19 protein-coding genes, 2 tRNA genes and 3 pseudogenes are annotated in these 24,857 nt (G+C 71.7%); 12 read left to right on the top strand and 12 right to left on the bottom strand.

The window, feature by feature from the left end:
• Nucleotides 1–75: 75 nt before the first annotated feature.
• Nucleotides 76–1,374 (bottom strand): M6 family metalloprotease domain-containing protein, encoded by a 1,299-nt coding sequence (locus tag QFZ82_RS25395; protein WP_307717835.1) that lies wholly within the window; start codon nucleotides 1,372–1,374, stop codon nucleotides 76–78.
• 388 nt (nucleotides 1,375–1,762) lie between these two features.
• Between QFZ82_RS25395 and QFZ82_RS25390 the strand changes: the two genes are divergently transcribed.
• On the top strand, nucleotides 1,763–3,592 hold the full coding sequence (locus QFZ82_RS25390) for a bifunctional diguanylate cyclase/phosphodiesterase (protein ID WP_307715358.1): 1,830 nt from the start codon (nucleotides 1,763–1,765) through the stop codon (nucleotides 3,590–3,592).
• Nucleotides 3,593–4,095: 503 nt separating this feature from the next.
• Here the strand turns inward: QFZ82_RS25390 and QFZ82_RS25385 are convergent.
• From QFZ82_RS25385 to QFZ82_RS25375, 3 genes are all read right to left on the bottom strand, one after another.
• The gene (locus QFZ82_RS25385; RefSeq protein WP_307715357.1) at nucleotides 4,096–5,184 is read right to left on the bottom strand and encodes an LLM class flavin-dependent oxidoreductase; all 1,089 of its coding nucleotides are present in this window, start codon (nucleotides 5,182–5,184) and stop codon (nucleotides 4,096–4,098) included.
• Nucleotides 5,185–5,300: 116 nt separating this feature from the next.
• The gene (locus QFZ82_RS25380; protein WP_177153758.1) at nucleotides 5,301–6,020 is read right to left on the bottom strand and encodes an aspartate/glutamate racemase family protein; all 720 of its coding nucleotides are present in this window, start codon (nucleotides 6,018–6,020) and stop codon (nucleotides 5,301–5,303) included.
• Nucleotides 6,017–6,796 carry an aspartate/glutamate racemase family protein gene (locus tag QFZ82_RS25375; RefSeq protein ID WP_307715356.1) on the bottom strand — a complete coding sequence of 260 codons (780 nt, stop codon included), beginning with the start codon at nucleotides 6,794–6,796 and terminating at the stop codon, nucleotides 6,017–6,019. Before QFZ82_RS25375 ends, QFZ82_RS25380 begins: the two co-directional genes overlap by 4 nt.
• Before the next feature lie 98 nt (nucleotides 6,797–6,894).
• On the opposite strand from QFZ82_RS25375, the gene QFZ82_RS25370 reads away from it, so the two are divergent.
• Together QFZ82_RS25370 and QFZ82_RS25365 are read left to right on the top strand one after the other, a co-directional pair.
• On the top strand, nucleotides 6,895–7,857 hold the full coding sequence (locus QFZ82_RS25370; RefSeq protein WP_307715355.1) for a D-2-hydroxyacid dehydrogenase: 963 nt from the start codon (nucleotides 6,895–6,897) through the stop codon (nucleotides 7,855–7,857).
• The gene (locus QFZ82_RS25365) at nucleotides 7,838–9,244 is read left to right on the top strand and encodes an amidase (RefSeq protein ID WP_307715354.1); all 1,407 of its coding nucleotides are present in this window, start codon (nucleotides 7,838–7,840) and stop codon (nucleotides 9,242–9,244) included. The genes QFZ82_RS25370 and QFZ82_RS25365 overlap by 20 nt, the downstream gene beginning before the upstream one ends.
• 17 nt (nucleotides 9,245–9,261) lie before the next feature.
• Here the strand turns inward: QFZ82_RS25365 and QFZ82_RS25360 are convergent, their stop codons facing one another.
• A complete protein-coding gene (locus QFZ82_RS25360) occupies nucleotides 9,262–9,750 on the bottom strand; it encodes a DUF3830 family protein (protein ID WP_177153754.1) in 489 nt (162 codons plus the stop codon).
• A 69-nt stretch (nucleotides 9,751–9,819) separates the two neighbouring features.
• On the opposite strand from QFZ82_RS25360, the gene ehuB reads away from it, so the two are divergent.
• The 6 genes from ehuB (at nucleotide 9,820) to QFZ82_RS25330 (ending at nucleotide 13,909) form a co-directional block, all read left to right on the top strand.
• Nucleotides 9,820–10,677, top strand: coding sequence for an ectoine/hydroxyectoine ABC transporter substrate-binding protein EhuB (ehuB, locus tag QFZ82_RS25355; RefSeq protein ID WP_307715353.1), 858 nt, complete (start codon nucleotides 9,820–9,822; stop codon nucleotides 10,675–10,677).
• The gene (gene ehuC / locus QFZ82_RS25350; protein ID WP_307715352.1) at nucleotides 10,674–11,414 is read left to right on the top strand and encodes an ectoine/hydroxyectoine ABC transporter permease subunit EhuC; all 741 of its coding nucleotides are present in this window, start codon (nucleotides 10,674–10,676) and stop codon (nucleotides 11,412–11,414) included. Before ehuB ends, ehuC begins: the two co-directional genes overlap by 4 nt.
• Complete coding sequence (ehuD, locus tag QFZ82_RS25345; protein ID WP_307715351.1) at nucleotides 11,411–12,061, top strand: ectoine/hydroxyectoine ABC transporter permease subunit EhuD; 651 nt, start codon at nucleotides 11,411–11,413, stop codon at nucleotides 12,059–12,061. The genes ehuC and ehuD overlap by 4 nt, the downstream gene beginning before the upstream one ends.
• Nucleotides 12,051–12,815, top strand: a complete 765-nt coding sequence (ehuA, locus tag QFZ82_RS25340) for an ectoine/hydroxyectoine ABC transporter ATP-binding protein EhuA (protein WP_307715350.1) — start codon at nucleotides 12,051–12,053, stop codon at nucleotides 12,813–12,815. Before ehuD ends, ehuA begins: the two co-directional genes overlap by 11 nt.
• A gap of 167 nt (nucleotides 12,816–12,982) precedes the next feature.
• Nucleotides 12,983–13,741: an IclR family transcriptional regulator gene (locus tag QFZ82_RS25335; protein ID WP_307715349.1), complete on the top strand. Its 759-nt coding sequence runs from the start codon at nucleotides 12,983–12,985 to the stop codon at nucleotides 13,739–13,741.
• A 94-nt stretch (nucleotides 13,742–13,835) separates the two neighbouring features.
• A tRNA-Lys gene (locus QFZ82_RS25330) sits at nucleotides 13,836–13,909 on the top strand.
• Nucleotides 13,910–13,956: 47 nt separating this feature from the next.
• Here QFZ82_RS25330 and QFZ82_RS25325 read toward each other — a convergent pair.
• The 6 genes and pseudogenes from QFZ82_RS25325 to QFZ82_RS25300 all read right to left on the bottom strand — a co-directional run bounded on the left by QFZ82_RS25325 (nucleotide 13,957) and on the right by QFZ82_RS25300 (nucleotide 19,551).
• Nucleotides 13,957–14,439 carry a phospholipase gene (locus tag QFZ82_RS25325; RefSeq protein ID WP_307715348.1) on the bottom strand — a complete coding sequence of 161 codons (483 nt, stop codon included), beginning with the start codon at nucleotides 14,437–14,439 and terminating at the stop codon, nucleotides 13,957–13,959.
• A 173-nt stretch (nucleotides 14,440–14,612) separates the two neighbouring features.
• Nucleotides 14,613–15,264 (bottom strand): annotated as a pseudogene (locus QFZ82_RS25320) (LuxR C-terminal-related transcriptional regulator).
• Nucleotides 15,243–16,138 (bottom strand): annotated as a pseudogene (locus QFZ82_RS25315) (sensor domain-containing protein). Before QFZ82_RS25315 ends, QFZ82_RS25320 begins: the two co-directional pseudogenes overlap by 22 nt.
• A 137-nt stretch (nucleotides 16,139–16,275) precedes the next feature.
• Nucleotides 16,276–16,863, bottom strand: a complete 588-nt coding sequence (locus QFZ82_RS25310; RefSeq protein WP_307715347.1) for a lytic polysaccharide monooxygenase — start codon at nucleotides 16,861–16,863, stop codon at nucleotides 16,276–16,278.
• A 120-nt stretch (nucleotides 16,864–16,983) separates the two neighbouring features.
• A complete protein-coding gene (locus QFZ82_RS25305; RefSeq protein WP_307715346.1) occupies nucleotides 16,984–18,192 on the bottom strand; it encodes an SPFH domain-containing protein in 1,209 nt (402 codons plus the stop codon).
• A 75-nt stretch (nucleotides 18,193–18,267) separates the two neighbouring features.
• Entirely contained in the window at nucleotides 18,268–19,551 is a 1,284-nt protein-coding gene (locus QFZ82_RS25300) for a peptidoglycan-binding protein (protein WP_307715345.1), read from the bottom strand.
• Nucleotides 19,552–19,751: 200 nt separating this feature from the next.
• Between QFZ82_RS25300 and QFZ82_RS25295 the strand changes: the two genes are divergently transcribed.
• The 3 genes from QFZ82_RS25295 to QFZ82_RS25285 all read left to right on the top strand — a co-directional run bounded on the left by QFZ82_RS25295 (nucleotide 19,752) and on the right by QFZ82_RS25285 (nucleotide 23,555).
• A tRNA-Lys gene (locus QFZ82_RS25295) sits at nucleotides 19,752–19,825 on the top strand.
• A gap of 275 nt (nucleotides 19,826–20,100) precedes the next feature.
• Entirely contained in the window at nucleotides 20,101–22,989 is a 2,889-nt protein-coding gene (locus QFZ82_RS25290; RefSeq protein WP_307715344.1) for a DNRLRE domain-containing protein, read from the top strand.
• Nucleotides 22,990–23,009: 20 nt separating this feature from the next.
• Nucleotides 23,010–23,555: a hypothetical protein gene (locus QFZ82_RS25285; RefSeq protein ID WP_307715343.1), complete on the top strand. Its 546-nt coding sequence runs from the start codon at nucleotides 23,010–23,012 to the stop codon at nucleotides 23,553–23,555.
• A 70-nt stretch (nucleotides 23,556–23,625) separates the two neighbouring features.
• On the opposite strand, the pseudogene QFZ82_RS25280 reads toward QFZ82_RS25285, so the two are convergent.
• Nucleotides 23,626–24,793: pseudogene (locus tag QFZ82_RS25280) on the bottom strand (IS30 family transposase).
• Between the last annotated feature and the right edge of the window lie 64 nt (nucleotides 24,794–24,857).

The raw sequence follows: 24,857 nt of genomic DNA, 5'->3' as shown, positions 1-24,857 counted from the left end.
CGAGAGCGAGGGGCTTTTCGTATCCGTCCACGCAGACCACCCGCACGCGCCGCGCAGCCCCACCCGCACGCGCCCTCACGCGGTCGTGATCTTGACCGTCCACGCCCCGGTGGCCGTACGGTCCGCCACCTCCACCCGGGCCCGCCCGCCCGGCGGACCGGGCACCGTGAACGTCTCACCCACCTGCAGCGGTGCGTCCGCCAGCGGCGGGTAGACCGACTCGTCGCCGCACGCCTCGGTCTCCGGGTGCGTGTCGACGACCTCGATCGGCCCGTCCCCAGACGCGGCCTCCCCCCGGACCCGGTAGAGGAGCACCCCCTCGGTGCAGGTGAGCTCGTCGTTGCCCGTGGCGCTGCGCGCCTCGATCGCGAGCACGCTGTTGTGGCCGGTGCGCACCACCGCGAGTCGCGTACCGACGCTGCCGCCGCGCACGGGCGCGGCGGCGAGCGGTTCCAGGGTGACGATCTCCGCGCCGCCCGGTGGGCCGGCTGAGGCGGGCGCCTCGTCCGCGCCGTTCACGCACCGGACCTCCGCCCGGCCGAGCCAGCCGAGCTTCCACTTGTGCCAGCCGAACAGGTCGGGCGCGAGGCCGAACTGGCTGCCCATGACGTCCCAGTCGCCGACGTGGGTGTCCCAGTCGCCGTAGCCGCCGTCCTCGGGCCGGTGGTAGAGGTCGGGCAGATCGAAGACGTGCCCGGTCTCGTGGGCCAGGACGTTGCGGTCCGGGGGGTGGCGTTCGAAGACGGTGACGACCCGCCGGATCTCGGCGCCGTCCGCGGACAGCGGCCGGTCGAAGTTGACGACCTTGGTGGCGTCGGAGTCGACCCCGGGGGCGTCCGGGTCCGCGACCAGGTAGACCACGTCGTAGCGCGAGAAGTCGACGTCGTCGTCGGCCGCGTCGATCGCGTCCTGGAGGTAGGTGGCGCGCCGCTCGGGGTCCCAGTCACGCCTTATGTCGTAGACGACGGACGCCTTCGGCATGCGCACCCACTCCTTCTGCGGGTGCGCGTGCAGCAGGAACTTGCCGTACGAGGCGCGCCGGAAGAAGTCGCTCGTGGCGGGGAAGTGGTCGGCGGCGAGCTCCTGAGGTCTGTTCAGCGGGACGGAGTCCGGGAACGACAGGAAGATCATGACGGCGTCGAGCCGGTCGACGGGCTGCGGATAGGCGGAGTTCCAGGAGTCGAGGCCGAGGGAGTGGTGGGCCTGTGTGCGGGGCAGGGCGCAGGGACCGGCGGAGGAGACGGCCACGGCGGGCCCGGCCACGAGGGACGTTGCCGTGAACGCCACGAGAGAGGTGAGCCCCGCGGCAACACTGCGCAGGCGTGCCCCTTCCACTCTCACGGGTGTTCCCTCGGGCGACTGCTGACCCTCCACGTAGACCTCCGGCTCGGGAATGCTGGATGCCTCACCCACCTTGTGATGTTTTACGGATGTTTGCCCTGTTCCGGTGCCCCACTCGGGTGACCGACCTGACACCGGCCCGATGCCGACCCGAGATGCGGCGACACTCCGAAGGTTCACGGAACGTCACATCCGGTCAGGTTGGTTCCGACACCGGTCGCCACCCGCGCAGAAACGATCGGCCGCGGTGTGCGGGGGCCCGCGCCGGGTCGGTGACGCTGGAACGGCCGCCGCGCCAGCCTCTATGATCGGCACACTTTCCCCGAGTCCTTGCGGGATTTCTTCGGTGAATGTCTCGGGCGGCCAGCCCCCGACCACATTTGCACGACCCTGTACGACACACTGCATGCGGGAGTGAGCGGTGAGCGGAACCTCCGAGGGACAAGGGCCCGCGGGCGTCGCAGTCCCCGGAAACGTCCGAGAGTCCGTCACCGAGCGTAACGGCGTGGGCCGGAGCTCCGCCGAGCTGTGCGACTACCGTGCCGCCTTCAACGCCGCACAGCTCGCCATGACCGTCGTCGACCACGAAGGACTCGTCGTCGGCGCCAACGAGGCGTTCGCGGCCCTGTTCGGCACCCGTCCCGCCGAACTGCGCGACCAGTGCGCCGCCGACCTCATCGACCTCGCCTCCGACGCCCGCACCTGGCACGCCTACCGCGAGGTGCTGCGCGGCCGGCGCTCGCGGTTCCGCTGCACCCGGCGGCTCAAGCACCCCGACGGGCGGGCTCTTTGGGCCGAGGTCACCGTCGCCCCCGTGTGCGGAACCGGCGACGTGCTGCTGTCCGTCGCCGACATCAGCGACCGGCGCGAGCTGCACGCACGGCTGCGCCATCTGCAGCTGCACGACCCCGTGACCCGGCTGCCCAACCGGACGCTGTTCTTCGAACGGCTCACCGCCGCGCTGGAGTCCTCACCGTACGACCACGGTTCCACCGGCCGGATCGGGCTGTGCTACCTGGACCTCGACGGGTTCAAGGCCGTCAACGACACGCTCGGGCACCGGGTCGGCGACCGGCTCCTGGCCGCCGTGGCCGACCGCCTGACCGAGTGCGCCGACAACAGCGGGGCGCGCGGCTGCGGCCACCTCGTCGCCCGGCTCGGCGGGGACGAGTTCGCCATCCTGGTCGAGGACTCCACGGGCACCGAGCAGCTCGCCGATCTCGCACGGGCCGTACTGGCGGCGCTCCAGCAGCCGTTCGACCTGGCCGGCCGGCGTCTGTCGGTGTCGGCCTCCATCGGCGTCGTGGAGCGCGCGGTGACCGGCACGAGCGCCACCGGGCTGATGCAGGCCGCGGACACGACGCTGTACTGGGCCAAGGAGGACGGCCGGGCCCGCTGGACCCTCTTCGATCCCGAGCGCAACGCGCACCGGATGACGCGCCAGGCGCTCTCCTCCACGCTGCGCCCGGCCGTGGAACGCGGCGAGTTCGCGCTGGAGTACCAGCCGCTGGTGGGACTCGCGGACGGGGTGACGCGCGGAGTGGAGGCGCTGGTGCGCTGGAACCACCCGCAGTTCGGCACGCTGACGCCGAATCGGTTCGTCGCCATCGCCGAGGAGGACGGCTCGATCGTGCAGCTCGGGCGGTGGGTGCTGCGCACCGCGTGCCGTCAGGCGCGCCGCTGGCAGCTCGACCACCCCGGCGTGGAACCGCTGTTCGTGAGCGTCAACGTCGCCGTACGGCAGGTGTGGGACTCCGACCTGGTGGCGGATGTCGCGGAGATCCTGGCCGAGACGGGACTGCCGCCGCATCTGCTCCAGCTGGAGCTCACAGAGTCGGCGGTGATGGGCTCGGCGGGCCGGCCGCTCCAGGCGCTGAAGGCGCTCAGCGAGATGGGCGTCCAGATCGCGATCGACGACTTCGGGACCGGCTACTCGAACCTCGCGTACCTGAGCCGGCTTCCGGTGTCCGCACTGAAGCTCGACGGAACGTTTGTCCGTGGGTTCCAGGACGAGGCCCACGCGAACCCGGCGGACGAGACGATCGTCGAGGCGCTGGTCGAACTGGCCCACCGGCTGGGGCTCACGGTCACCGCCGAGTGCGTGGAGACCTCGGGACAGGCGTCCCGGCTGCGGCGCATCGGCTGCGACACGGGGCAGGGCTGGCTGTACTCGCGGGCGGTGGCGCCGGAGCGGATCGCGGAGATGCTCGGCACGGGTACGCGCGCGGAGCCTGCGGGCGCGTCGGGCTGAGGGGACGCCGCCGGGTGACGGGGCCGCCGCGCGCGGCCGTTCCCCTCCCCGCCCTCCCCTTACGGCCTGGCGGCCGTGGGCGATACCCCACCCCGGGACCGGGGCAAGCCCCGGACTCCGTACCGCGCTTCGCGCGGTGTCCTCGAGCTCCCCTACGGCCTGGCCGCCGTGGGTGTGGTCCCCGTCGGCGAAGCCAGGCGAAGTCCCCGAACGGGCCGGCGATTGAGGTGCTGGGTCCCCGCACGCGCGCAGGCGCAGGGAGAACCGGGCGGAGCCCGGGGCCGGACCCCGAAGCCCGAGCCCGCCAGGGCGCAGGACCACGGACCCGGGGCGGAACCCCGAACGGGACACCGCGCGGAGCGTGGTACGCACCGGGGGCCGGCCCCGCTACGGAAATCGCCCCGGACCTGCGCCGGTTGCGAAAAACCGCTCGCCACACGGGGTGACGAGCGGTTTAAGTCCTCCTTAATGAGCCACGCGCGAGAGGTTCACCGGCGAACCACTCAGGCGGGCAGACCGTACGCGTCCGCGATCAACTCGTAGCTGCGCAGGCGCACATCACCGCCGTGCGCGTTGGCCGTGATCATCAGCTCGTCCGCCCCGGTGCGCTTCTGGAGGTCGTCCAGCCCCGCCCGCACCGCGTCCGGCGTGCCGTGGACGATGTTCGCCAGCCAGCTGTCGACGAACTCCCGCTCCATCGTGCTGAAGGCGTACTCCTCCGCCTCCTTCGGCGTCGGGATCAGCCCGGGCCGGCCGGTGCGCAGCCGCACCATCGACAGCGCTCCGGTCAGCACCTGGCGACGGGCCTCCCGCTCGTCGTCCGCCGCGAGGGCCGAGACGCCGATCAGGGCGTAGGGAGCGTCCAGCACGGCCGAGGGCCGGAAGCTCTCCCGGTACAGCTCCAGGGCGGGGAGCGTGTTCTGCGCGGAGAAGTGGTGGGCGAAGGCGAACGGCAGCCCGAGCGCCCCGGCGAGACGGGCACTGAACCCGGAGGAGCCCAGCAGCCAGACCGGCGGGCGGGCCGGGGACTGGACGCCGCCGGGCGCGGTGGCCTGCACCGGTCCCGGCACGGCGTGGATGCGCGCGTACGGGTGCCCGTCCGGGAAGTCGTCGTCGAGGAACCGGATCAGCTCGGCGAGCTGCTGCGGGAAGTCGTCGGCGCCCTCGTGGAGGGTGTCGGAACGGCGCAGGGCCGCTGCCGTCGCACCGTCCGTGCCCGGCGCGCGGCCGAGGCCGAGGTCGACGCGGCCCGGCGCCAGCGCCTCCAGGGTGCCGAACTGCTCGGCGATGACCAGCGGGGCGTGGTTGGGCAGCATCACGCCGCCGGAGCCGAGGCGGATGCGCTCGGTGTGGGCGGCGAGGTGGGCGAGGATCACGGCCGGGGAGGACGACGCGACGCCGGGCATGGAGTGGTGCTCGGCGACCCAGTGCCGGTGGTAGCCCCGGCTCTCGGCGAGGCGGGCGATGGCCACACTGGTGCGCAGCGCGTCGGAGGCCGTGCGGCCGCTGCCGACCGTGACCAGGTCGAGCACGGACAGGGGGACGGGGGCGGTGCCGGCCGCCGTGCCTCGGATCTCGTCCACTGCGTTCACGGGTGGGGCCCTCCTGGATGAGTCGTACGTGTCCCGACCCAAAACAGGAGGCCATCTCCGTTTTATTCCCGGCAGACCCGTGAACCGGGCGGTCAGTCCTTGCGGGCGACGGGCGGTCAGTCCTTGCGGGCGAACAGCCTGCCCAGCTCGTCCGACCAGGCGCCCCTGCGCTCCGCCAGCCGCAGCCCCTCCCACACCGTCACCTGGTTCGCCGTGAGCACGGGCCTGCCTGTCACCTCCTCCAGCTCCGGCAGGTGGGCCACCGTGTGCAGGGCGGTGTCCGGCAGCAGGACGGCGTCGGCCCTCGGGTCGTCCCCCTTCCGCAGCAGCTCCAGCACCTGTTCGCGCCCCCAGGTCGACACCTCGGCCGCCGTCACGATCCCGCTCGCCCGCGCGGCCACCACCTCGAGCCCCGCCGCCTCGAGGAAGCGGGCGAACAGGTCCGTCACGTCCTGGGGATACGTCGCGGCGATCGCCACCCGCGTGGCCCCGACCTCCCGTGCGGCGTGGGCGAACGCGAACGACGTGCTGGAGGCCGGGAGCCCGGCCGCCAGCGCCAGGGCCCGGGTCTGCTCATGGGCCCCCTCCCACCCGTACACGAACGAGCCGCTGGTGCAGGCCCACACCACCGACTCGGCGCCCGACAGCCTCAGCTCCTCCACGCCGGCCGCCAGCCGCTCGGCCGAGCCCATCTCACGCAGAGCGTCCTCGCGGTGCGCGTCCTCGCCGATGTCGGTGTGGACGACCGGCAGGTTGACACCGGTCAGCAGCGTCTCGATACGGGGGTAGTCGTCCTCGGCCGCATGCCCGGGGTAGAGCAGGCCCACCGTCGTCATGTCACGCCCTCCTGTCCTTCCGGCTCCGCCGTCGCCGCCGTGGCGTCCATCAGCAGAGCCTGATAGGGGCCGACCGCCGAGGCGCCGACGGCGCGCAGGGCCGACCACATCGTGACCTGGTTGGCGGAGACCACCGGCACCCTCAGCTCGGCCTCCAGTTGCGGGATCACGTCGTACGTCGGCAGGTTCGTGCAGCTGATGAACAGCGCGTCGGCGCCCTCGACCGACACCTCCCGTGCCATGTCGACCACCGCGCGGTACGGCACTTTCCAGATGTGCCGGGTCAGCCCGAGGAAGGCCCGGCCCACCACCGTCACTCCCGCTTCCGCCAGATAGTCCTCCAATGACCGGGTGACCGATTCCGTGTAGGGCGTCAGCAGCGCGATCCGCCGGGCCCCCAGCTCGCCGAGCGCTTCGAGGAGCGCGCCGGACGTCGTCAGGGCCGGCACGTCGCCGGCCGTGCGCATCACCTCGCACAGAGCGCGTTCCCCGGCGAGGCCGCCGACAAAACTGCCCGATGCGCACGCGTAGGCGACGACCTCCGGCTCGGAGGCGCCCAGCGCCCGCACCGCGTCCCGCAGCGTCTCGTGCTCGCTCACCAGCCGCGCCAGGTCCAGGGAGACCCCGACGGGCACGAAGGGGGTGCGCGTCAGACGCAGCGAGACGTCGTCGGGGACCCAGCGCCACAGCTCCCGGTCCAGAGCGAAGTCGAAGGGTGCCACCACACCGATGCCGTGCTGCGGCTGCGGCCCGGCGAGAAAGGAGACGACATCCATGCGCTCAGCCCCCTTGGCGTCTTGTTGACGACGGTAGGTTCCGGTGCGAGCGTGGGTCAATCCGTACATCTACGACGTGACGAGGTGGTCTCCGACCGATGGCCGAACCCACTCTGCTCGTGCTGAACGCGGACCCCCCGCCGCGCCTCGGCCGCCTGACCGGCAAGGTGCGGGTGGAGTACGCCGACGAGGAGACGCTCGCGGCCCGACTCCGCGACGCGGACGTCCTGTTGGTGTGGGACTTCGCCTCCGACGCGGTCCGTCGGGCCTGGCCCGGCGAAGGTCCCCGGCCCCGGTGGGTGCACACCCCGAGCGCCGGCGTCGACCGCGTCCTTTGTCCAGCACTTGCCGTGTCCGACACCGTGGTGACCAATGCGCGCGGCATCTTCGAGCAGCCTATTGCCGAGTACGTGGCGGCGCTCGTCCTGGCGATGGCGAAGGACCTGCCGGTGACGCTGGAGCTCCAGCGCCGCCACGAGTGGCGGCACCGGGAGGGCCTCGCGGTCGCGGGCAGCCGCGCCGTGGTGGTCGGCGCCGGGCCCATCGGGCGGGCGGTCGCCGGCGCCCTGCGGGCGCTCGGCGCCACCACGGCGGTCGTGGGCCGTCAGGCCCGCCCCGGCATCCACGGCGAGCAGGACCTCGACCCGCTGCTCGCCCGCGCCGACTGGGTGGTCTGCGCGGCGCCGCTCACCCAGACGACCGCGGGGATGTTCGACGCACGCCGCTTCGGCCTGATGCAGCCCTCGGCCCGCTTCGTCAACGTCGGCCGGGGACCGCTCGTCGTCGAGGCCGACCTCCTCGACGCCCTGCACAAGCGCTGGATCGCGGGCGCGGCCCTCGACGTCTTCGAGTCGGAGCCGCTCGCACCGGACAGCCCGGTGTGGGAAGCTCCGGGGCTGATCGTCTCCCCGCACATGAGCGGTGACACGATCGGCTGGCGGGACCGGCTGAGCGAGCAGTTCGTCGGGATGTACGAGCTGTGGGCGGCCGGAGAGCCCCTGCCGAACGTGGTCGACAAGAAACGTGGGTACGTCCCCATGCATGACCACTCGCCTGACTGACCTCACCGCTCGTCAACTGCTGGCCGGCTACGCACAGGGCGACTTCTCCCCCGTCGACGCGACCCGCGCGGCGCTGGAACGCGTCGAGAGCGTTCAGCCGCTGGTCAACGCCTTCGTACGAACCGACGCCGACGCGGCACTCGCCGCGGCCGCGGCGTCGGCGGAACGCTGGCGCCGGGGAGAGCCGCAGGGGCTGCTCGACGGGGTGCCCGTCACCGTGAAGGACCTCGTCCTCCAGCGCGGTGTGCCCACGCTGCGCGGTTCCCTGACCGTGCGCGCGGACCGGGCCTGGGACGAGGACGCCCCGTCGGTCGCACGACTGCGGGAGCACGGCGCGGTGTTCCTCGCGAAAACGACGACGCCCGAGTTCGGCTGGAAGGGGGTCACGGACTCGCCGCGGCACGGCGTGACGCGCAACCCGTACGACCCCTCGCGCACCGCGGGCGGCTCCAGCGGCGGCGGCGCGGCGGCGGTGGCGCTCGGCGCGGGCCCGCTGTCGGTCGGCACGGACGGGGGCGGGTCGGTCCGCATCCCGGCGTCCTTCTGCGGGATCTTCGGGCTGAAGCCGACGTACGGGCGCGTGCCGCTGTATCCGTCGAGCCCCTTCGGCAGCCTGTCCCATATCGGACCGATGACCAGGGACGCGGCGGACGCGGCGCTCATGCTCGACGTGATGAGCGGCGAGGACTGGCGGGACTGGTCCCATCTGGGGCCGGCACGCGAGGTGCGGCACGGGCTCGGCGAGGGAGTGAAGGGCCTGCGGATCGCGTACTCCCCCACGCTCGGCGGTCAGGTCGCGGTCCGCCCCGCGGTCGCGTCGGCGGTGCGGCGGACGGTCGCGGCGCTGGCCGACCTCGGCGCGTACGTCGAGGAGACCGATCCGGACATCACGGACCCGGTCGAGGCCTTCCACACCCTGTGGTTCACCGGCGCGGCCCGGCTGGTGCAGCACCTCGGCCCGCGGCAGCGGGAGCAGTTGGACCCGGGCCTGCGGGAGATCTGCGACATCGGCGCGCGGCGCAGCGCGCTGGAGTACCTGGCGGCGGTGGACGTCCGGGCGGAGCTGGGCCGGCGGATGGCGCGGTTCCACACGGCGTACGACCTGCTGGTCACGCCGACGCTGCCGCTTACGGCGTTCGAGGCCGGCGTGGAGGTCCCGTCGGGGTCGGGCCACCGGCGGTGGACGGGGTGGACGCCCTTCACATACCCGTTCAACATGACGCAGCAGCCCGCGGCGACGGTGCCGTGCGGGCTGGACGCGGAGGGGCTGCCGATCGGCGCGCAGCTGGTGGGCCCGCGGTACGCGGACGGCCTGGTGCTGCGGGTGGCCCACGCGTTGTACGAGTCGGGCGCGGCAGGGGTCCCGGGGCCGGGGGCCCTGGGGTAGGGGCAGCGCCCCGGGCGTCAGGCGCGCCGGAAGCTCAGCGTCTCCCCCGACGCGCCCGTGCGCCAGAGGTCCTGGCAGGCCGAGGCCATCTCCTCCAGGCCCTCCACCACCGTGCCCCACACGATCCCCGGCACCCACCCCGTGTCCCCGTTCAGCAGCAGGTTGTTGCGCTCGTAGAACAGGGCCAGGTCCACCGTCACGGGGGCGGCGCGGCTCTCGTAGCCGTACGACGACGTGCCCAGTTGCACGTCGGTGAAGGTGAAGTAGCACAGGTCGCCGGGGATCGGCGTCACCGTCGGGTTCTCCAACGGCGGCTCCTGGGGCGCGAAAGCCGGGAAAAGGGCATAGATCTCATTGCGCGCATACTTCGCGTGGTACACGTCCGCGGACAGCGGAAGCGCGTCCCACACCGCCGCGCAGGTCAGCGGAGCCTTGTCGGTCAGGAGCCGGGCGGTGCACCGCACTCCGCGCCGGTCCAGAGCAACGGTCAGGTATCGGTCGGCCATTTCCTACGCATACCCACGAGCGGCCCGGGTAGCCGCGCGCCCATGGCTCGTAGAAGACAACCACGATCGATGAGCAGACGCTCCCTGCTGCTCGGCACCGCGGCGGCGGGCGCGCTCACCGCCGTCGGCGCCGCGGGCTGCGGCCGCGTGCCGTCCGGCGACGCGCTGGCCCGCCTGAAGTCCCAGGGCACGGTGCGCCTCGGCATCGCCGGGGAGGTGCCGTACGGCTACGTGGACGACCAGGGCGAGTTCACGGGCGAAGCGCCCGAGCTCGCCCGGGTCATCTTCAAGCGGCTCGGCATCGACCGGGTGCAGCCGGTCGCCACCGACTTCGCCTCCCTCATACCCGGGCTGAACTCCCAGCAGTTCGACGTGGTTTCGGCCGGGATGTACATCAACAAGGAACGGTGCGCGCAGGTCGTCTTCGCCGACCCCGAGTACCAGATGCTCGACTCGTTCATCGTGCGCAAGGGCAATCCCAAGAACCTGCGGACGTACGAGGACGTGGTGCGGGCCAAGGCGAGGCTCGCGTCCGGTACGGGCTACGCGGAGATCGGGTACGCGGTCGCGGCCGGCATACCCGAGAAGGACATCGTGATCCTTCAGGACCAGGTGGCCGGGCTGAACGCCGTCGAGTCCGGCCGCGTCGACGTCTTCGCCGGGACCGCGCTCACCGCCCGCGAGGTGGTCCGCAAGAGCACCCGGGCGGAGGCCACCGAGCCGTTCGCCGCGGTCGTGGACGGCAAGAAGCAGATCGACGGCGGCGGTTTCGCCTTCCGCCCCACCGACAGCGACCTGCGCGACGCGTTCAACGTCGAGATCCACAAGATGAAGAAGAGCGGTGAACTCCTCCGCATCCTGAAGCCCTTCGGCTTCACGGAGAGCGAGATGACCACCTTGACTGCCGAGGAGCTGTGCGAGAAATGACAGCCGGACTCTGGCAGAACTGGGTGCTCCCCGGTATCTGGATCACCGTTCAACTCCTGGTCTACAGCACCGTGCTCGCCGCGGTCGTGGCCTTCGGCGTCGGCGCGGCCCGCACGCACCGCTCGCGCACCGTCCGCTTCCTGGCGGGCGCGTACACCGAGATCTTCCGCGGGACGTCGGCGCTGGTGCTGATGTTCTGGCTGTTCTTCGTGGTGCCGCCGCTCATGGGCTGGCAGTTGGTGCCCATGTGGGCCGCGGTGCTGGCGCTCGGCCTGTCGTACGGCGCGTACGGCGCCGAGATCGTGCGCGGCGCGCTGAACGCGGTGCCCAAGGCGCAGCGCGAGGCGGGGGTCGCGCTCAGCCTCACGCCCTGGGAGCGGATGCGGCTGATCCTGCTGCCGCAGGCGGTGCCCGAGATGATCCCGCCGTTCTGCAACCTGCTGATCGAGCTGCTCAAGGGCACCGCCCTGGTGTCGCTGCTCGGGGTGGGCGACGTGTCGTTCGCCGCGTATCTGGTGCGGCTCGCCACCCAGGAGAGCGCGCAGATCTACACGATCAGCCTGGTGATCTACTTCCTGCTCGCGCTCGCGGTGACCCGGTCCATGAAGGCCCTGGAACGCAGGACGAAGCGGAACATCGGCATCGAGCCGGAACCCGGTCTGCTGGGCGGCATGCTCTCCCGGCGCGCCGGGGCCGAGACCGCCGGCGCCACGGTGACGGGGGGTGCGGCCAAGTGACCTGGGACTGGTCCGCGGTCGCGGACTTCATGCCACGCTTCTGGGACGGTGTGCTGGTCACCCTGCAGGTGCTGGTGCTCGGCTCGCTGATCTCGTTCACGCTCGGCCTCGTGTGGGCCATCGCCTTCCGGGCGCCGAGCCGCTTCGTGCGGTGGCCGGTGAATCTCGTCACCGAGTTCATCCGCACGACCCCGTTGCTGGTGCAGCTGTTCTTCCTGTACTTCGTGCTGCCGGAGTGGGGCATCCAGTTCTCCGCCCTGACCACCGGCACGATCGCGATCGGGCTGCACTACTCGACGTACACCGCGCACGTCTACCGGGCCGGTATCGACGCCGTGCCGCCCGGGCAGTGGGAGGCGGCGACGGCCCTGAGCCTGCCCGCCCACCGCACCTGGTTCGCCGTGATCCTGCCGCAGGCGGTCCGCCGGATCACCCCCGCGCTCGGCAACTACGTGATCGCGATGCTCAAGGACACTCCGCTGCTCGCCGCCATCGGCGTGCTGGAGATGCTCCAGCAGTCGCGGCTGGAGAGCGCCTCGACGTTCCAGTACACCGAGCCGCTGACCGTGATCGGTCTCGCCTTCGTCCTCATCGCCTATCCGGCATCTCTTCTCGTACGAGCCCTGGAGCGCCGCCTTGTCCGCTGACACCCACGACACCACGCCCGAAGAACTGATCCGTTTCGAGAACGTCACCAAGAGATTCGGCGACACCACGGTCCTCGACGACCTCTGCTTCTCGGTGAGGTCCGGCAGGCACGTCACCCTGATCGGCCCGTCCGGCTCCGGGAAGACGACGATCCTGCGGCTGCTGATGACGCTGGAGACGCCCGACGAGGGCACGATCCAGGTGAACGGCAGCCGGCTCTTCCCGGCCGCCGAGAAGGAGCGCCGCGAGGCGCGCAAGAAGATCGGCATGGTCTTCCAGCAGTTCAACCTGTTCCCGAACATGACCGTGCTGCGCAACATCACCGAGGCGCCGGTGCGGGTGCTCGGCCTGTCCAAGGACGAGGCCGAGGCCCGGGCCCGGGAGCTGCTGGACCTCGTGGGGCTCGGCGACCGCGCCGACGCGAAGCCGACGCAGCTGTCGGGCGGCCAGCAGCAGCGGGTGGCGATCGCCCGCGCGCTGGCGATGCGGCCGCAGGTGCTCCTGCTGGACGAGGTGACCTCGGCGCTCGACCCCGAGCTCGTGGCCGGCGTACTGGATCTCCTGCGGGACATCGCCCGCACGACGGACATCACGATGGTGTGCGTCACGCACGAGATGAACTTCGCCCGGGACATCTCTGACGATGTCCTGATGTTCGACTCCGGCAAGGTCATCGAGTCGGGCCCGCCGGAAAAAATCTTCTCCGACCCGGAGCACGAACGCACGCGCGAATTCCTCGGTGCGGTGCTCTGACCATTCACTCTGTCGGTGAGGCTTGACTCTGGCATATGCCAAAGTGATGCGCCCCAGCACAGGCCGCTGGGGCGCCCCGGCATTTACGCCAACAGCCCAGTCCGAAACGGCTCTTGGCCGGTATCGTGGTACCGAAGCTTGCGGTCACAACCTGCTAGGGGGAAACCGTGGCGCTGAAGCCTGAGCCGACCGCGCCGTTCCACTCGGTGCAATACGTCTTGCGCGTCCTGGAAACGGTCTCCAAGCACGGTGGCGGTGTCTCCGACGTCCAGATCGCACGCGAGACCGGCCTGCCCGCCGGTCATCTCGCTCCCGTGCTCGCCATGCTCCGCCGCGAGGGATACGTGGAGCAGGTCACCGACGGCGCGTACGTGATCGGCGACTCCCTGGTCCTGCTCGGCTCCGGCGCCACCCGCAAGGAAGCCCTGGAGGCCAAGCTCCAGGAGACCCTGACCGAGCTGCGCGACTCGGTGGGCGCCGCCGTCTACATCAGCCGCTACATCGACGGCGAGGTCAAGATCACCCAGTTCGCCGACGGCCCGCGCACGCCGAAGGTGAACGAGTGGGTGGACTTCCGCTCGGCCGCCCACGCCAGCGCGGTCGGCAAGTGCCTGCTGACCCAGCTCGACGTGAACGGCCGCCGCGACCACCTCTCGCGCCACAAGATCGCGCGTCTGACCTCGCGGACGATCACCAGCGAGCGGCTGCTCTTCTCGAAGCTGGACGCCCAGCCGCCGACGGTCCCCGTCCTCGACCTGCAGGAGTACGCGGTGGGCACGGTCTGCGCCGCGGTGCCGCTGACGGCGGGCTCGGCCGTGGGCTGCCTGGCGCTCTCCCTGCCCATCGAGCACGCCCACCGGCTGCGCTCGGCGGCGTACACGCTCAACCGCAGGGCCGCTCCGGTGGTGCTCTCGCTGGCGATCTAGGGCCGCGACCCGCCTCCGGTCCCAGGTGGTCAGGAGCACCCCCCGGGACCAGGTACTATTAATGAGTCAGCCGCTCCGAGCGGCAGGCAAAGAGGCGCCGCTAGCTCAGTTGGTTAGAGCAGCTGACTCTTAATCAGCGGGTCCGGGGTTCGAGTCCCTGGCGGCGCACACATGCCGAAGGACCCCTCGCCCAAGCGAGGGGTCCTTCGGCATGCTCAGGTCACGGGGGCGCCGGCCGGCGCCGTCACGCCGAAGACGGCCACCGCGTGGTAGTACGTCCAGGCGGTCGAACGGCACGAGGTGCGCGTCGCGCCCGCGTACCGGGCGCACACCCTCTTCATGTCCTCGTAGAACGCAGAGTCCAGGCGCGTCTTGTTGGCCGCGAACGTGCCTGCCGCCTTGTAGTTGCGGTAGCCGAAGTCGTGGCGGGCGCAGGCCGCCCTGAACGGGAAGCCGAACGGGTTGTCCGGGGACGAGGAGCAGTAGTCCGTGGACCAGTTGAATCCGTACGCGCTCCAGGCGCTCTGGTTCGCCCGGGCGGCCGCCCAGGCGTGGTGGCTGGTGAGGCTGGTCTGCGTCCAGGCGCTGAGGACCTGGGGCTTGTCGGCCGGCGCTGCCGACGCGGCGGATGCCGGCAGGAGCGCGGCGGGCACCGCGAGAGCGGTGGCCACGAGGGAAGGGGCAAGTCGGCGACGCATGCAGAACCTCCGGGCGAGGAGCGGGAGTTGATGCACGCACGTGGCCTGTCCACGGCGGATCCAGAGTCCCGCTCGACGCACGTCCCGCACAGCATGTACGCGCCGGTCGAAAGGGTGAACTTCGCCCGACGGCCGTCACGCGGGGGCTGTTCGGGAAGGGGCGGGACGCGGCGTCAGCGGAGGTGGGCGAGCACCGCGAGCACCCGGCGGTGGGTGTCCTCGGCCGGCGGCAGGTCGAGCTTGGCGAGGATGTTGCCGATGTGCTTGCCGACGGCCGCCTCGGTGACGAAGAGCTGCCGCGCGATCGCCTCGTTCGACTTCCCCTCCGCGACCAGCGCGAGGACCTCCCGCTCGCGCGGCGTGAGAGCGGCGAGCGGATCACGGCGGCGGCGCAGGAGCTGCCGCACGACCTCGGGGTCGACGACCGTGCCGCCCGCGGCGACCTGTGTCAGGGCAGCCAGGAAACTCCTCGACCTGGCCGATGCGGTCCTTGAGCAGGTAGCCCACGCCCGAGCCGTCGCCGGTGCCGAGGAGCTCGGCCGCCTACTCCCGTTGCACGTACTGGCTGAGCACCAGCACCGGCAGGGCGGGGCGTTCGGCGCGCAGGGCGACGGCGGCGCGCAGTCCCTCGTCCTGGAAGCCGGGAGGCATCCGGACGTCGGTGACGACGAGGTCCGGATCATGGTCGGCGACCGCGTCGCGCAGCGCGCCTGCGTCCCCGACCGCGGCGACGACCTCGTGGCCGCAGCGGCCGATCAGCGCGATCAGCCCCTCGCGCAGCAGGACACCGTCCTCGGCCAGGACTATCCGGAGAGCGCTCGGCAAGAGATCTCCACTCGCAGCATGGTCGGCGCGCCCTCCGGGCTGTCGACGGTCAGTGTGCCATCGAGGACGGCGAGCCGGTCTGCCAGACCGGTCGGTCCGGTGCCCCGCACGGGCTCGGCGCCGCCGCGGCCGTCGTCGTGCACCTCCACGACGAGCCGCTCGCCGGTGTGCCGCGCGTCCACGCGGGCGCGGGACGCGCCGCTGTGCCTGCCGACGTTGGCGAGTGCCTCGAAGGCGACGACGAGCCGGGCCCGCGACCGGGTCACCTCCGTCAGCCGCTCCCGCAGCTCACCCTCGCTCGGGGCGAGCAGCAGCCGGGTGAGCTGGGCGCGCGCCCCGGCGAGTGCGGCGAGCGGGTACAGCAGGACGGGCAGGAGCAGCAGCCCGGCGGCGGCCGCCGCGAACGCCTGCGGGTAGGTGGTGACCAGCACGGTCTTCACCACGCGCGCCTCCTCGCCGTCGAGCGCCAGCTGCAGGGGCGCCGCGGCCAGTCCGGCGGGGAGCCGACCCCGACGCACACGGCCAGCACGTCGAGCGGCCACAGGACCAGGGCGTGCAGCAGCCCGTAGGCGAGCTCCCGCCAGGTCGCCTGTTCGCCGAGGCGCACCCGCAGCCAGGCGGCGAGGCCGGGCGCACCGGGAGTGCGGTGCGGGCTGGGCGCGTTCTCGCGGTCGGCGATCCGCAGTCTGCGCCGCTCGACGACGGCGAGGGCGGTCCCGCCGAGGACGAGCAGCGGCAGTCCGACGAGGACGAGCGAGAACGCGGCGAGCACGACGAGGACGGTGAGGGCGACGACGCCGGTGACGGCGCTGCTCGCCAGGTACGCGGCGGCCCGCCCGGGCCATCCGCTCAGCAGGAAGTCCCGCCGGCTCAGGGCCTGCCAGGGGTGCGCACACCGTCCATGGCGCACACGGTAGGCGGGGCGCGGCGGCGCGGGCCATGTGCCCAGGGGGTGTACGGGGGTAGGGCCTGCCCTACCCCCGTGACGGACCGTCAGGCGGCGTCCGGCCCTCAGAACTGGACGTCGGAGCAGGCGTAGAACGCGTTGGCCGTGTCGTGGACGGTCCACACCGCCAGGATCAGATGGCGTCCGCTGCGCTGGGGCAGGTTGCCGGAGTGGGAGAGCGTCGCCGGCGGCTGCTGACCGCCGTAGGGCACGGTCAGGAAGGGCTGCGACTCGAGGGCGGCCCTGGTCAGCGGCTGGCCGGGGTTCCAACCGGGCTTGGTGATGAAGTACTTGAAGTCGGTGGTGCGGTGCCGGGCGGTGAACTGCCACCGGAAGGTGTAGTTCTGGCCGGAGCTGACCCTGGTCGTGGGCCAGGCGCCGCCCCGCGGGTCGTCGAGCTGGGCGAACTGCGACAGGCCCGCCGAGCAGATCCTGCCGTCGGCGGGGCCGGCGGCGGGGAAGCCCTTGGGGCCCTCGACACTCTGCGGTTCCCACTGGATGGGACCGCAGTTGCTCACGGTGCCGTTGGCACAGAGCTTCTGGCGGCTGATGGGTGAGTCGGTGTAGCCGTGGCTGCTGGCGCTGCCGGTGGCGAGCAGGGTGGCGCCCGTCACGGCGAGGCCGACCACGGCCGCGCCTATCTTCTTTCGCATGCTGGCTCCAGGAAGAACGTGGGGGAGTTCCGTGGGACGTACGGCACGCGCGCGGTCGTACCTATTCCGGTCTAGACCAAGTCCCAATGTATTGACGCGAGTTCGCCATGTCCAGACCAATCACGAAGAGGCGTGCCACCGGTCCGCGCCCCCGGCCCGGCCTGTGTAGAAGGCAACGGTCAGGTCCTTCACCAGCGCCTTGCGCTCGTAGTCGTCCGGCTCGATGAGCCCCCGGCAGGTGAGCCGGCTCACCGTGTCGTCCACCGCGTCGACCACCGAGGTGAGGACGCTGTCGCGGTGGCGTTCGTCGATCGCCGCGATCCGGCGGCGCTGCATGGCGTCCGCCACCTCGGGTGCGTAGTCGATCGCCGTCGGCTGGGCCGTGAAGATCTCGATGCCCACCGGGGCGCACTCGGCCGCGAGAGCCTTCGTCAGCGTGGCCCCCACCTTCTCGGCGTCGCGCAGCGTGGGGACCGCCTCCCCGATGGGGGTCCCCTCGTCGAAGACAGGGGGAGCGTCGGCGGGCAGTTGCGAGAGCACCCGGGTGGTGGCCAGCTCTACCTGCTCCCTGAGGTACGCCTCGTGGTCCTCGACACCGAGGACCGCCCGCGCGGCGTCCTTGACGCGCCACACGACGAGCACCACCACCCGCAGTGCCGTGCCCTCGGCGTCGCGGGCGGGCATCGGCTCGCTGCGCCAGTGACGCAGCCGTACGTCGACGCGGCGGCGCAGCACCAGCGGGCTCATCCACAACAGTCCCGTACGGCGCACGGTGCCCCGGTAGTCGCCGCAGAGGGTGAGGACCCAGGCGTGGCCGACGCTCCCGCGGCCGAGTCCGCCGAGCCCGAACAGCGCGAGCAGGACACCGAGCGCGAGCAGGCACCACAGGCCGATGCCGATGCCCCGGTACGGCGGCGGGGTCACTCCGAACAGGGCCGCGACCACATCCGGCACCGCCCCCGTCCCCCACAGAACCGCGCCGATCCCGGCGAGCGAGAAGGTCCCGGCGACGAGCCCGGTCCAGCCGGGCAGCACGGGTCCGGGACGCTCGGCCAGGGACGGGTCGACCGGCGGCACGGACGCTTCGGGAGCCGGCGGCTGAGGTGCCGGCGGCGGCGTGGAGCGGCCGATCCTCGGCTGCTCGCCGGTGCCCTGCCGCCGGGGGACGACGGCGGGTCTGAGGTCCGGGGGCAGCTTGAGCGGCCCGTTGTCGTCCCGGAAGAGCAGGTGCACCGGGATCTCGGTCGTCGTCTCGCCCGCGATGACGGGGCTGCGCCGCTGGCCGTCGGACGGGACCGTGCCCTCCGGCTCCGACATCGTGCTGTTCATGCCGCCTCGGCTTTCGCTCGTTGCTCGTGTCAGCTCGTACTCATGACGCATCGGTGGCGGGACCGGCCCGCCCGGTCAGCGGGCGGCGAAGAGCCGCCGCCAGGTATCGGGGCCCGGGTAGCCGTCCGCCTCACCGCCCCGCCAGCCCTGTGCGCGCTGGAACGCCTGGACGCCCAGCCGGTGGGCCTCGCTCCAGCGCGACGAGGTGCCCGAGGTGTCGTACCTGCCGTAGCCGCGCTGGACGAGCTGCCTGCCGAGCAGGCTGATGTGACCGCTGGACCGGCCGGGGCGGAAGTGGTCGCGCCCGGGGAAGGCGGGCGGCCGCGCCGCTCTGGAGCCGCCGGTCACCGCGGCCGGAATGTCCTTGCCCTGCGTCTTCGCCAGCAGCCGCCAGGTGTGGGGGCCGGGCAGTCCGTTCGCCTCGGCGCCCCGCCAGCCCTGGGCCCGCTGGAACGCCTCGGTGGCACGCCGGTCGGCGTCGGACCAGCGCGGTCCTGGGCCGTCGGCGTAGAAGCGTTTGCCTCCGCGCGCCATCAGCATCTTCCCGAGCTCGGTGACGTACTTGTTGACGGCGCCGGGGCCGAAGGAGGCATCACCCGGGTAGGGCGTGGCCGAGCTCGCGGAGCCCCGTGTCGGCGCCGAGGTGACGACGCCCTTGTAGCGGTAGGCGACGTAGCTCGCGGAGTTGTTCCAGTACGCCATGGGTGTGGCCTGTTTGCGGGTGTGCGGCTTGGTCTGCTCGTACGCGACGTAGTAGGAGTGCGTGTAGTCGGTCCAGCCGCCGAAGATCGTGACGTGCGAACCCTTGGTGGGGTTCTCGGGGTTGTGGAAGAGCAGGATGTCGCCGGGCTGCAGGTCCTCGCGGAGGATGCGGTCGCCGAACTCGGCGAGGCTGCCGGTCCACTCGTTGCTCCCGAGGTTCCAGGCCATGGACACATAGCCGGAGCAGTCCTGGCGGTAGCCGTCGGACCAGTACTTCGACATGCTGTACGGCACCTTGGCGCCGACCCACTTCTTCGCGCGGTTGATGATCTGCGCCCGGGTCGACGCCCGCAGGGCCTGCCCCCGAGCGGGCTTGCCCGACGGCCCGTACAGGGGACCTTCGGCCCCCTGCTCGGTCGACGGCCCGGGCTCAAAGGAGGGCGCGGACCGCGCGGCCCCGGGGACGTACTCGGCTGCCGCCGCCGTCCCCGCTCCGCCGAGGACCAGCCCGAGTGCGGTGATCAGCGCCAGTGCGCGGCGGCAGCCGTGGGCGGACCGGTGTGCTCCGGCGGCGGGCGCCCTGCGCCGCCGAGCGACGCATCCGGCGCAGGCGCAGTCACCGGCGGGCTCGTACTCCTCGAAGACCGGCACGGCCATACGCGTCCCCTCCGCAGCTGCAGTCGACAAGATCTTCTGACCGTCCCTCACGGGGACAGTGTCCTCAATGACATGACCTGATGCATTTTGACCGATAGAAGGGTAAAAGCGATGATCCGACAGGCCGGGCGCGGCGAGGGAACGAGAGTGCGACGCACGGAGCACCCCGGGGAATCGGGTAGAGTTCTCCAGGTCAGCAGGCGCCGCTAGCTCAGTTGGTTAGAGCAGCTGACTCTTAATCAGCGGGTCCGGGGTTCGAGTCCCTGGCGGCGCACCGACACACACGAGGCCCTCGTCCGACGGACGAGGGCCTCGTGCTGCCACTCCCCCTCGGGAGCCCGCGGCGCGCTCGGCCGGCACGTGACCACCACCGAAAATGATCTTCTTTCAACTGCCGCCGCGGGCACCGGAGTTCCTCATTCCGGCCATGATCACCCTCACATCCCCCACTCGTGAAGATCCGGGACACGGCGAGGCGTCGACTGTCACGATTCGTATGCCAGTTCTAAGGCAGTTCTCATGCAGCAACTGTTCTGGAGGCTGAACCACGTGCACAGATCGACCCACCTGCCCGACGGCAGAACAGGGAGGCGCGCCGGCTCCCGCAAGCGGCCCGGACGGTTCGCCGTCCCGCTGTCCCTGGTCCTTGTCGCCGAGGCGGGCCTGATCGCAGCGGCCGTCTCTCCTGCCGAAGCCGCACCCCAACCGCCCGCCGCGGCCGCCCAGGCCGCTCCTTCACAGCAGAACGACACACGGATCACCGAGGAGGCCGCGGCCCGGCTCACCGCCGCCGCGCAGGACCGCCGGATCGAGGTGACCGGGGCCCGTACGGAGAACACCACCCTGTGGGCCAACCCCGACGGGACCATGTCGCTGGAGACCCACTCGGGCCCCGTCCGCTTCCGCAAGAACGGTGCGTGGGTCGCGGTGGACACCACGCTCGTGCGCAACGCCGACGGCTCGGTGAGCCCGAAGGCCCATCCGCGCGGGCTCCGGCTCGCGGGCGGCGCCGGCGCACAGGGCGGCACCCTGGTCACCCTCGGCGGCACGGACCGGTCCGTCGCCCTCGGGTGGCAGGGCGCCCTGCCCCGGCCCGTACTCAAGGGCGGCAAGGCCACCTACGCCGACGCGCTGCCGGGCACCGACCTCGTGGTCGAGGCCACCCGGACCGGGTTCGAGCAGTTCCTCGTCGTCAAGAACCGGGCGGCCGCCGAGCGCGCCGCGGACGTCAGCATGCCGCTGCGGACCGAGGGCCTGAAGGCCGAGAAGGGCGCCGACACCTCGGTCACCTTCACGGACACGGCGACGAACAGGACCGTGGGCAAGCTGCCGACGCCCGTGATGTGGGACGCCTCGCGTGACGCGCGCGGTCTGTCCGCGAGCAACCGGGCACCGGTCGGTCTCGACCTGAGCGCCGCCAAGGGCGGCTACAGGCTCGACGTGAGCGCCGACCGCGGCTTCCTGGCCGACAAGGACACGACGTACCCGGTCACCATCGACCCCGCGATCTACTTCGGCACGAACTTCGACACGACCGTTGTCAACGGCGGGACCGCCGACCTCTCCGGCGACGTCGGCCTGCGGGTCGGGCGCGAGTGGCAGAAGAACGAGGCGCGCTCGTTCGTCCAGTTCCCGCGCGACGCCTCGGTCACCGGCCAGGACATCCTCAACGCCGAGCTGAACCTCTACGCGGTGTGGTCCGACTCGTGCGAGGCCCGCGCCTGGGAGGTGTGGGACACCGGGACCGTCTCCACCGCCACCCGCTGGAGCAACCAGCCGGCCTGGCGCACCAAGGCGGGCACCTCCACCGCGACGCACGGCCACACCGACTGCGGACCGCGCTGGGTCTCCCAGGACATCACCCCGATCGTCAAGCAGTGGTCCCAGGTGGACCGGACGGTGGACACCGTCGGCCTGCGCGCCACGGACGAGACCGACTACAAGGCGTTCAAGATCTTCGCGTCCGCCGATGACGCCGCCCACGCGCCGTCGGTCCTGGTCACGTACGAGACCCCGGCCGACCCGGTCAAGGACCACGTCGTGTACTGGAACGACGTCCTCCAGCAGACCTTCCGTGAGGTCGGCGGCGCCCCCGGTCCGCTGGCCCGGGCCGGCGCCATGATGCACGGCGCGATCTACGACGCGGTGAACTCGGCCAAGTGCGCCGAGGGCTCGGTCCAGTGCCTCGGCGACCCCTATCTGATCAAGGCGACCGCGAGCAACGGCGCCGTGCCCGACGTCAACAGCGCCATCGACCACGCGGCCTTCGACGTGCTGCGCAGTGTCTACCCGGGGGCGAACTTCGACGACGAGATCGCCGCGGCGCGCGCCACCATCCCGGCCGCGGTGAGCGCGGAACAGCGCGCGGCCGGCACGTCCGTCGGGCAGCAGGCCGCGGCGGCCATGATCAGCGCCCGCCAGGGCGACGGCTCGGCGTCCACGACGCAGTACACCGGCAGCCAGACCCCCGGCTACTGGCGTCCGACGGACGGCAAGCCCGGTGCCACGCCCGACTGGGGCCTCGTGAAGCCGTTCGCCATGACCTCCGGTTCGCAGTTCCGGCCCGCCGGGCCCGCCGGACACACGGTCATGGACAGCCTCCTGAAGAGCACCGCGTACGCCACCCAGGTCAAGGACGTGAAGGACCTCGGCAAGAGCGACTCCACCGTCCGCACGGCCGATCAGCGCGAGGCCGCCCTGTTCTGGGCGAACGACCTCGACGGCACCTACAAGCCGCCGGGCCAGCTCTTCGAGCTGACCCAGATCCTTTCGCGGGACCAGCGCCTGACCGTGGCCGGCAACGCCAAGCTGTTCGCGCTCGCCGCCTTCTCCATGGCCGATGCCGGTGTCTCGGCCTGGGACGCCAAGTACCGGACCGACATCGACCTGTGGCGGCCCGAGTCCGCGATCCGGGTCGACGGGGACGGCAACGCGGGGACGGTCGCCGATCCCAACTGGCAGCCTCTGTCGCAGGACCGGACCGGCACGCACTTCTCGCCCAACTTCCCGGCGTACGTCTCCGGGCACGCCACCTTCGGCGGCGCGTGGGCCAAGGCCATGGAGAAGTGGTTCGGCACGGACAACATGACCTTCACCGCGACCACCGAGGACCCGAATGCCCTCGGCGTGACCCGCACCTTCACCAGCTTCTCCGCCGCCGCCGAGGAGAACGCCGTCGGCCGCGTGTGGCTGGGTGTCCACTACCGGTGGGACGGTACGGACGGAGTCGCCTCCGGCCGGCAGATCGCCGAGCAGGTCGCGGCGAACAGGCTGAAGGCCAACACGGCCGCGGACTGGGTGAAGTTCGCGGATCTGCACAACCTCGGCGGCTGTGAAGCGGTCGGCAAGCGGCTCGTGGCCGAGCACCGCTGGAACGCGTACCAGTGCGTGGCGGTCTCGCCCGCCACCAGCCCCGACCACGTGCTCTACGTCAAGTAGCCGAGGAGGAGACAGAAGCGATGCGTCTGTTCAACACAGTGTCCGGCGTGCGGCCCACGCGGCTCGTCACGGCGGTCGTGGCGGCGCTGGCCGCCGCCGCGGTCGCGGCGCCGCTGTCCATGGCCGACCCGAACCCGGCGACACGGACCACCGCCGCCGGCGCGGAAGCCGGTACGCCCGGGGACCTGCTGGGTACCCCGGACAACCCGCGCGTGTCCGACGGCCCGTACGCGGGCTTCCAGTTCTGCGGCGCGCCGCAGCAGCCGGTCGTCACCTCGGGCTCGGCGACGCTCGCCGCGACGCTGGAGTCGGTGGCCCCGCCCGGAACGGTCGAGAAGCCCGGCGAGGCGGCACCCGGCCGGAAGGTGGTCTTCGAGGTCGAGGAGGCGGACGGAAAGCCGGTGCTGCGCCGGCAGACGGTCAGCGAGACCAGCCAGAACGCCGCGCTCCAAGTGGCCGAGGGCCGGCTCGCCGACGGCGACTACCGCTGGCGGGTACGGGTCCAGGACGGCGACGCCGTCTCGCAGTGGACCGCCTGGTGCGGCTTCACCGTCCGCACGGCGTGACCGTGTGACCGTGTGACCGCAGGCCCCCAGCCGATCAGGCGAATTCGAGGGGTCGTTGCAACACTGCTGGTCAGCTGGCTAGGCCCAGTAGCTTAGCGAGGCGCTCGGCTGGGGTTTCCCAGCCGAGTGTTTTGCGTGGGCGGCTGTTGAGTTCGGCGGCCACGGTCTCCAAGTGCTCGGGTGTGTGGCTGCTCAGGGTCGGTTCCCTTGGGGAAGTACTGCCGCAGCAGGCCGTTCGTGTTCTCGTTCGAGCCGCGCTGCCAGGGGCTGGCGGGGTTGCAGAAGTAGACCGGGATGTCGGTGGCGACGGTGAATGCGCGGTGGGCGGCCATCTCCGAGCCCTGGTCCCAGGTCAGGGATCGCCACAGGTGCGGCGGGAGGGTCTGGACGGTGGTGGCGAGCGCGTTGCGGGTCGCGAGGGCACTGTGGCCGTGGGGCAGATGCACGAGCATCACGTAGCGGGTGGAGCGTTCGACGAGGGTGCCGATGGCGGAGCGGCCGTCCTTGCCGATGATGAGATCGCCTTCCCAGTGGCCGGGAACGGCACGGTCCTCCGCTTCGGCCGGCCGGTCGCTGATCATGACCATGTTCTTGATCGGCCGGGAGATCCGCTTGGCCGCGTGGCGGTGCGGGCGGCGCATGGCACGTCCGGTGCGCAGGGCACGGGTCAGCTCCCGGCGCAGTTCACCGCGGCCCTGGACGTAGAGGGCCTGGTAGATCGTTTCGTGGGTCACGTGCATCTCCGGCCGGTCGGGGAAGCGTGCCCGCAGAGCCTGGCAGATCTGCTCGGGGCTCCACCGCATCGTCAGGTGGTCCTGGATGAAGTCCCGCAGCTCGGGGTTCTGGCCGATCTTGCCGACCTTGGGCCGGGGGCGGCGCCGTCCGGCACGGCGGTGGGCATGGAAGGGCTGGTAGGTCCATCCTCCCTTGGGCATGGCCCGGCGGTTGCGGCGTATCTCGCGGCTGATGGTGGAAGGGCTGCGGCCCAGCTCGGCGGCGATCTGCCGGATGGATGCCTTCTCACGCAGCCGGTCGGCGATGTGGATGCGCTCTGCCTCGCCCAGGTATCGCGAGGGCACGAAAGGCGTCGTCCCAACGGACAGCGGCACCACCGCATTCACTGGTGGTGCCGCCTTGTCCTTGCCCGAGGCGGCGCGTCCATTGCGCCACCGCTTGCCCGTGCGGAGGTTGATCCCGACGATCCGGGCCGCTTCCCGGGTGCTGTAGCCCTGCTCCATGAGCTGGAAGTATGCGGCCCGCTCAGCGGTCAGCTTCCTGCCCCCGGTCATACGGTCCTTGCGG

The sequence above is a fragment of the Streptomyces sp. V4I23 genome (assembly GCF_030817975.1).
Lineage (GTDB): Bacteria > Actinomycetota > Actinomycetes > Streptomycetales > Streptomycetaceae > Streptomyces.
The sequence above is the reverse complement of the archived record's forward strand: the minus strand, read 5'-3'. Positions and strand labels throughout refer to the sequence as shown.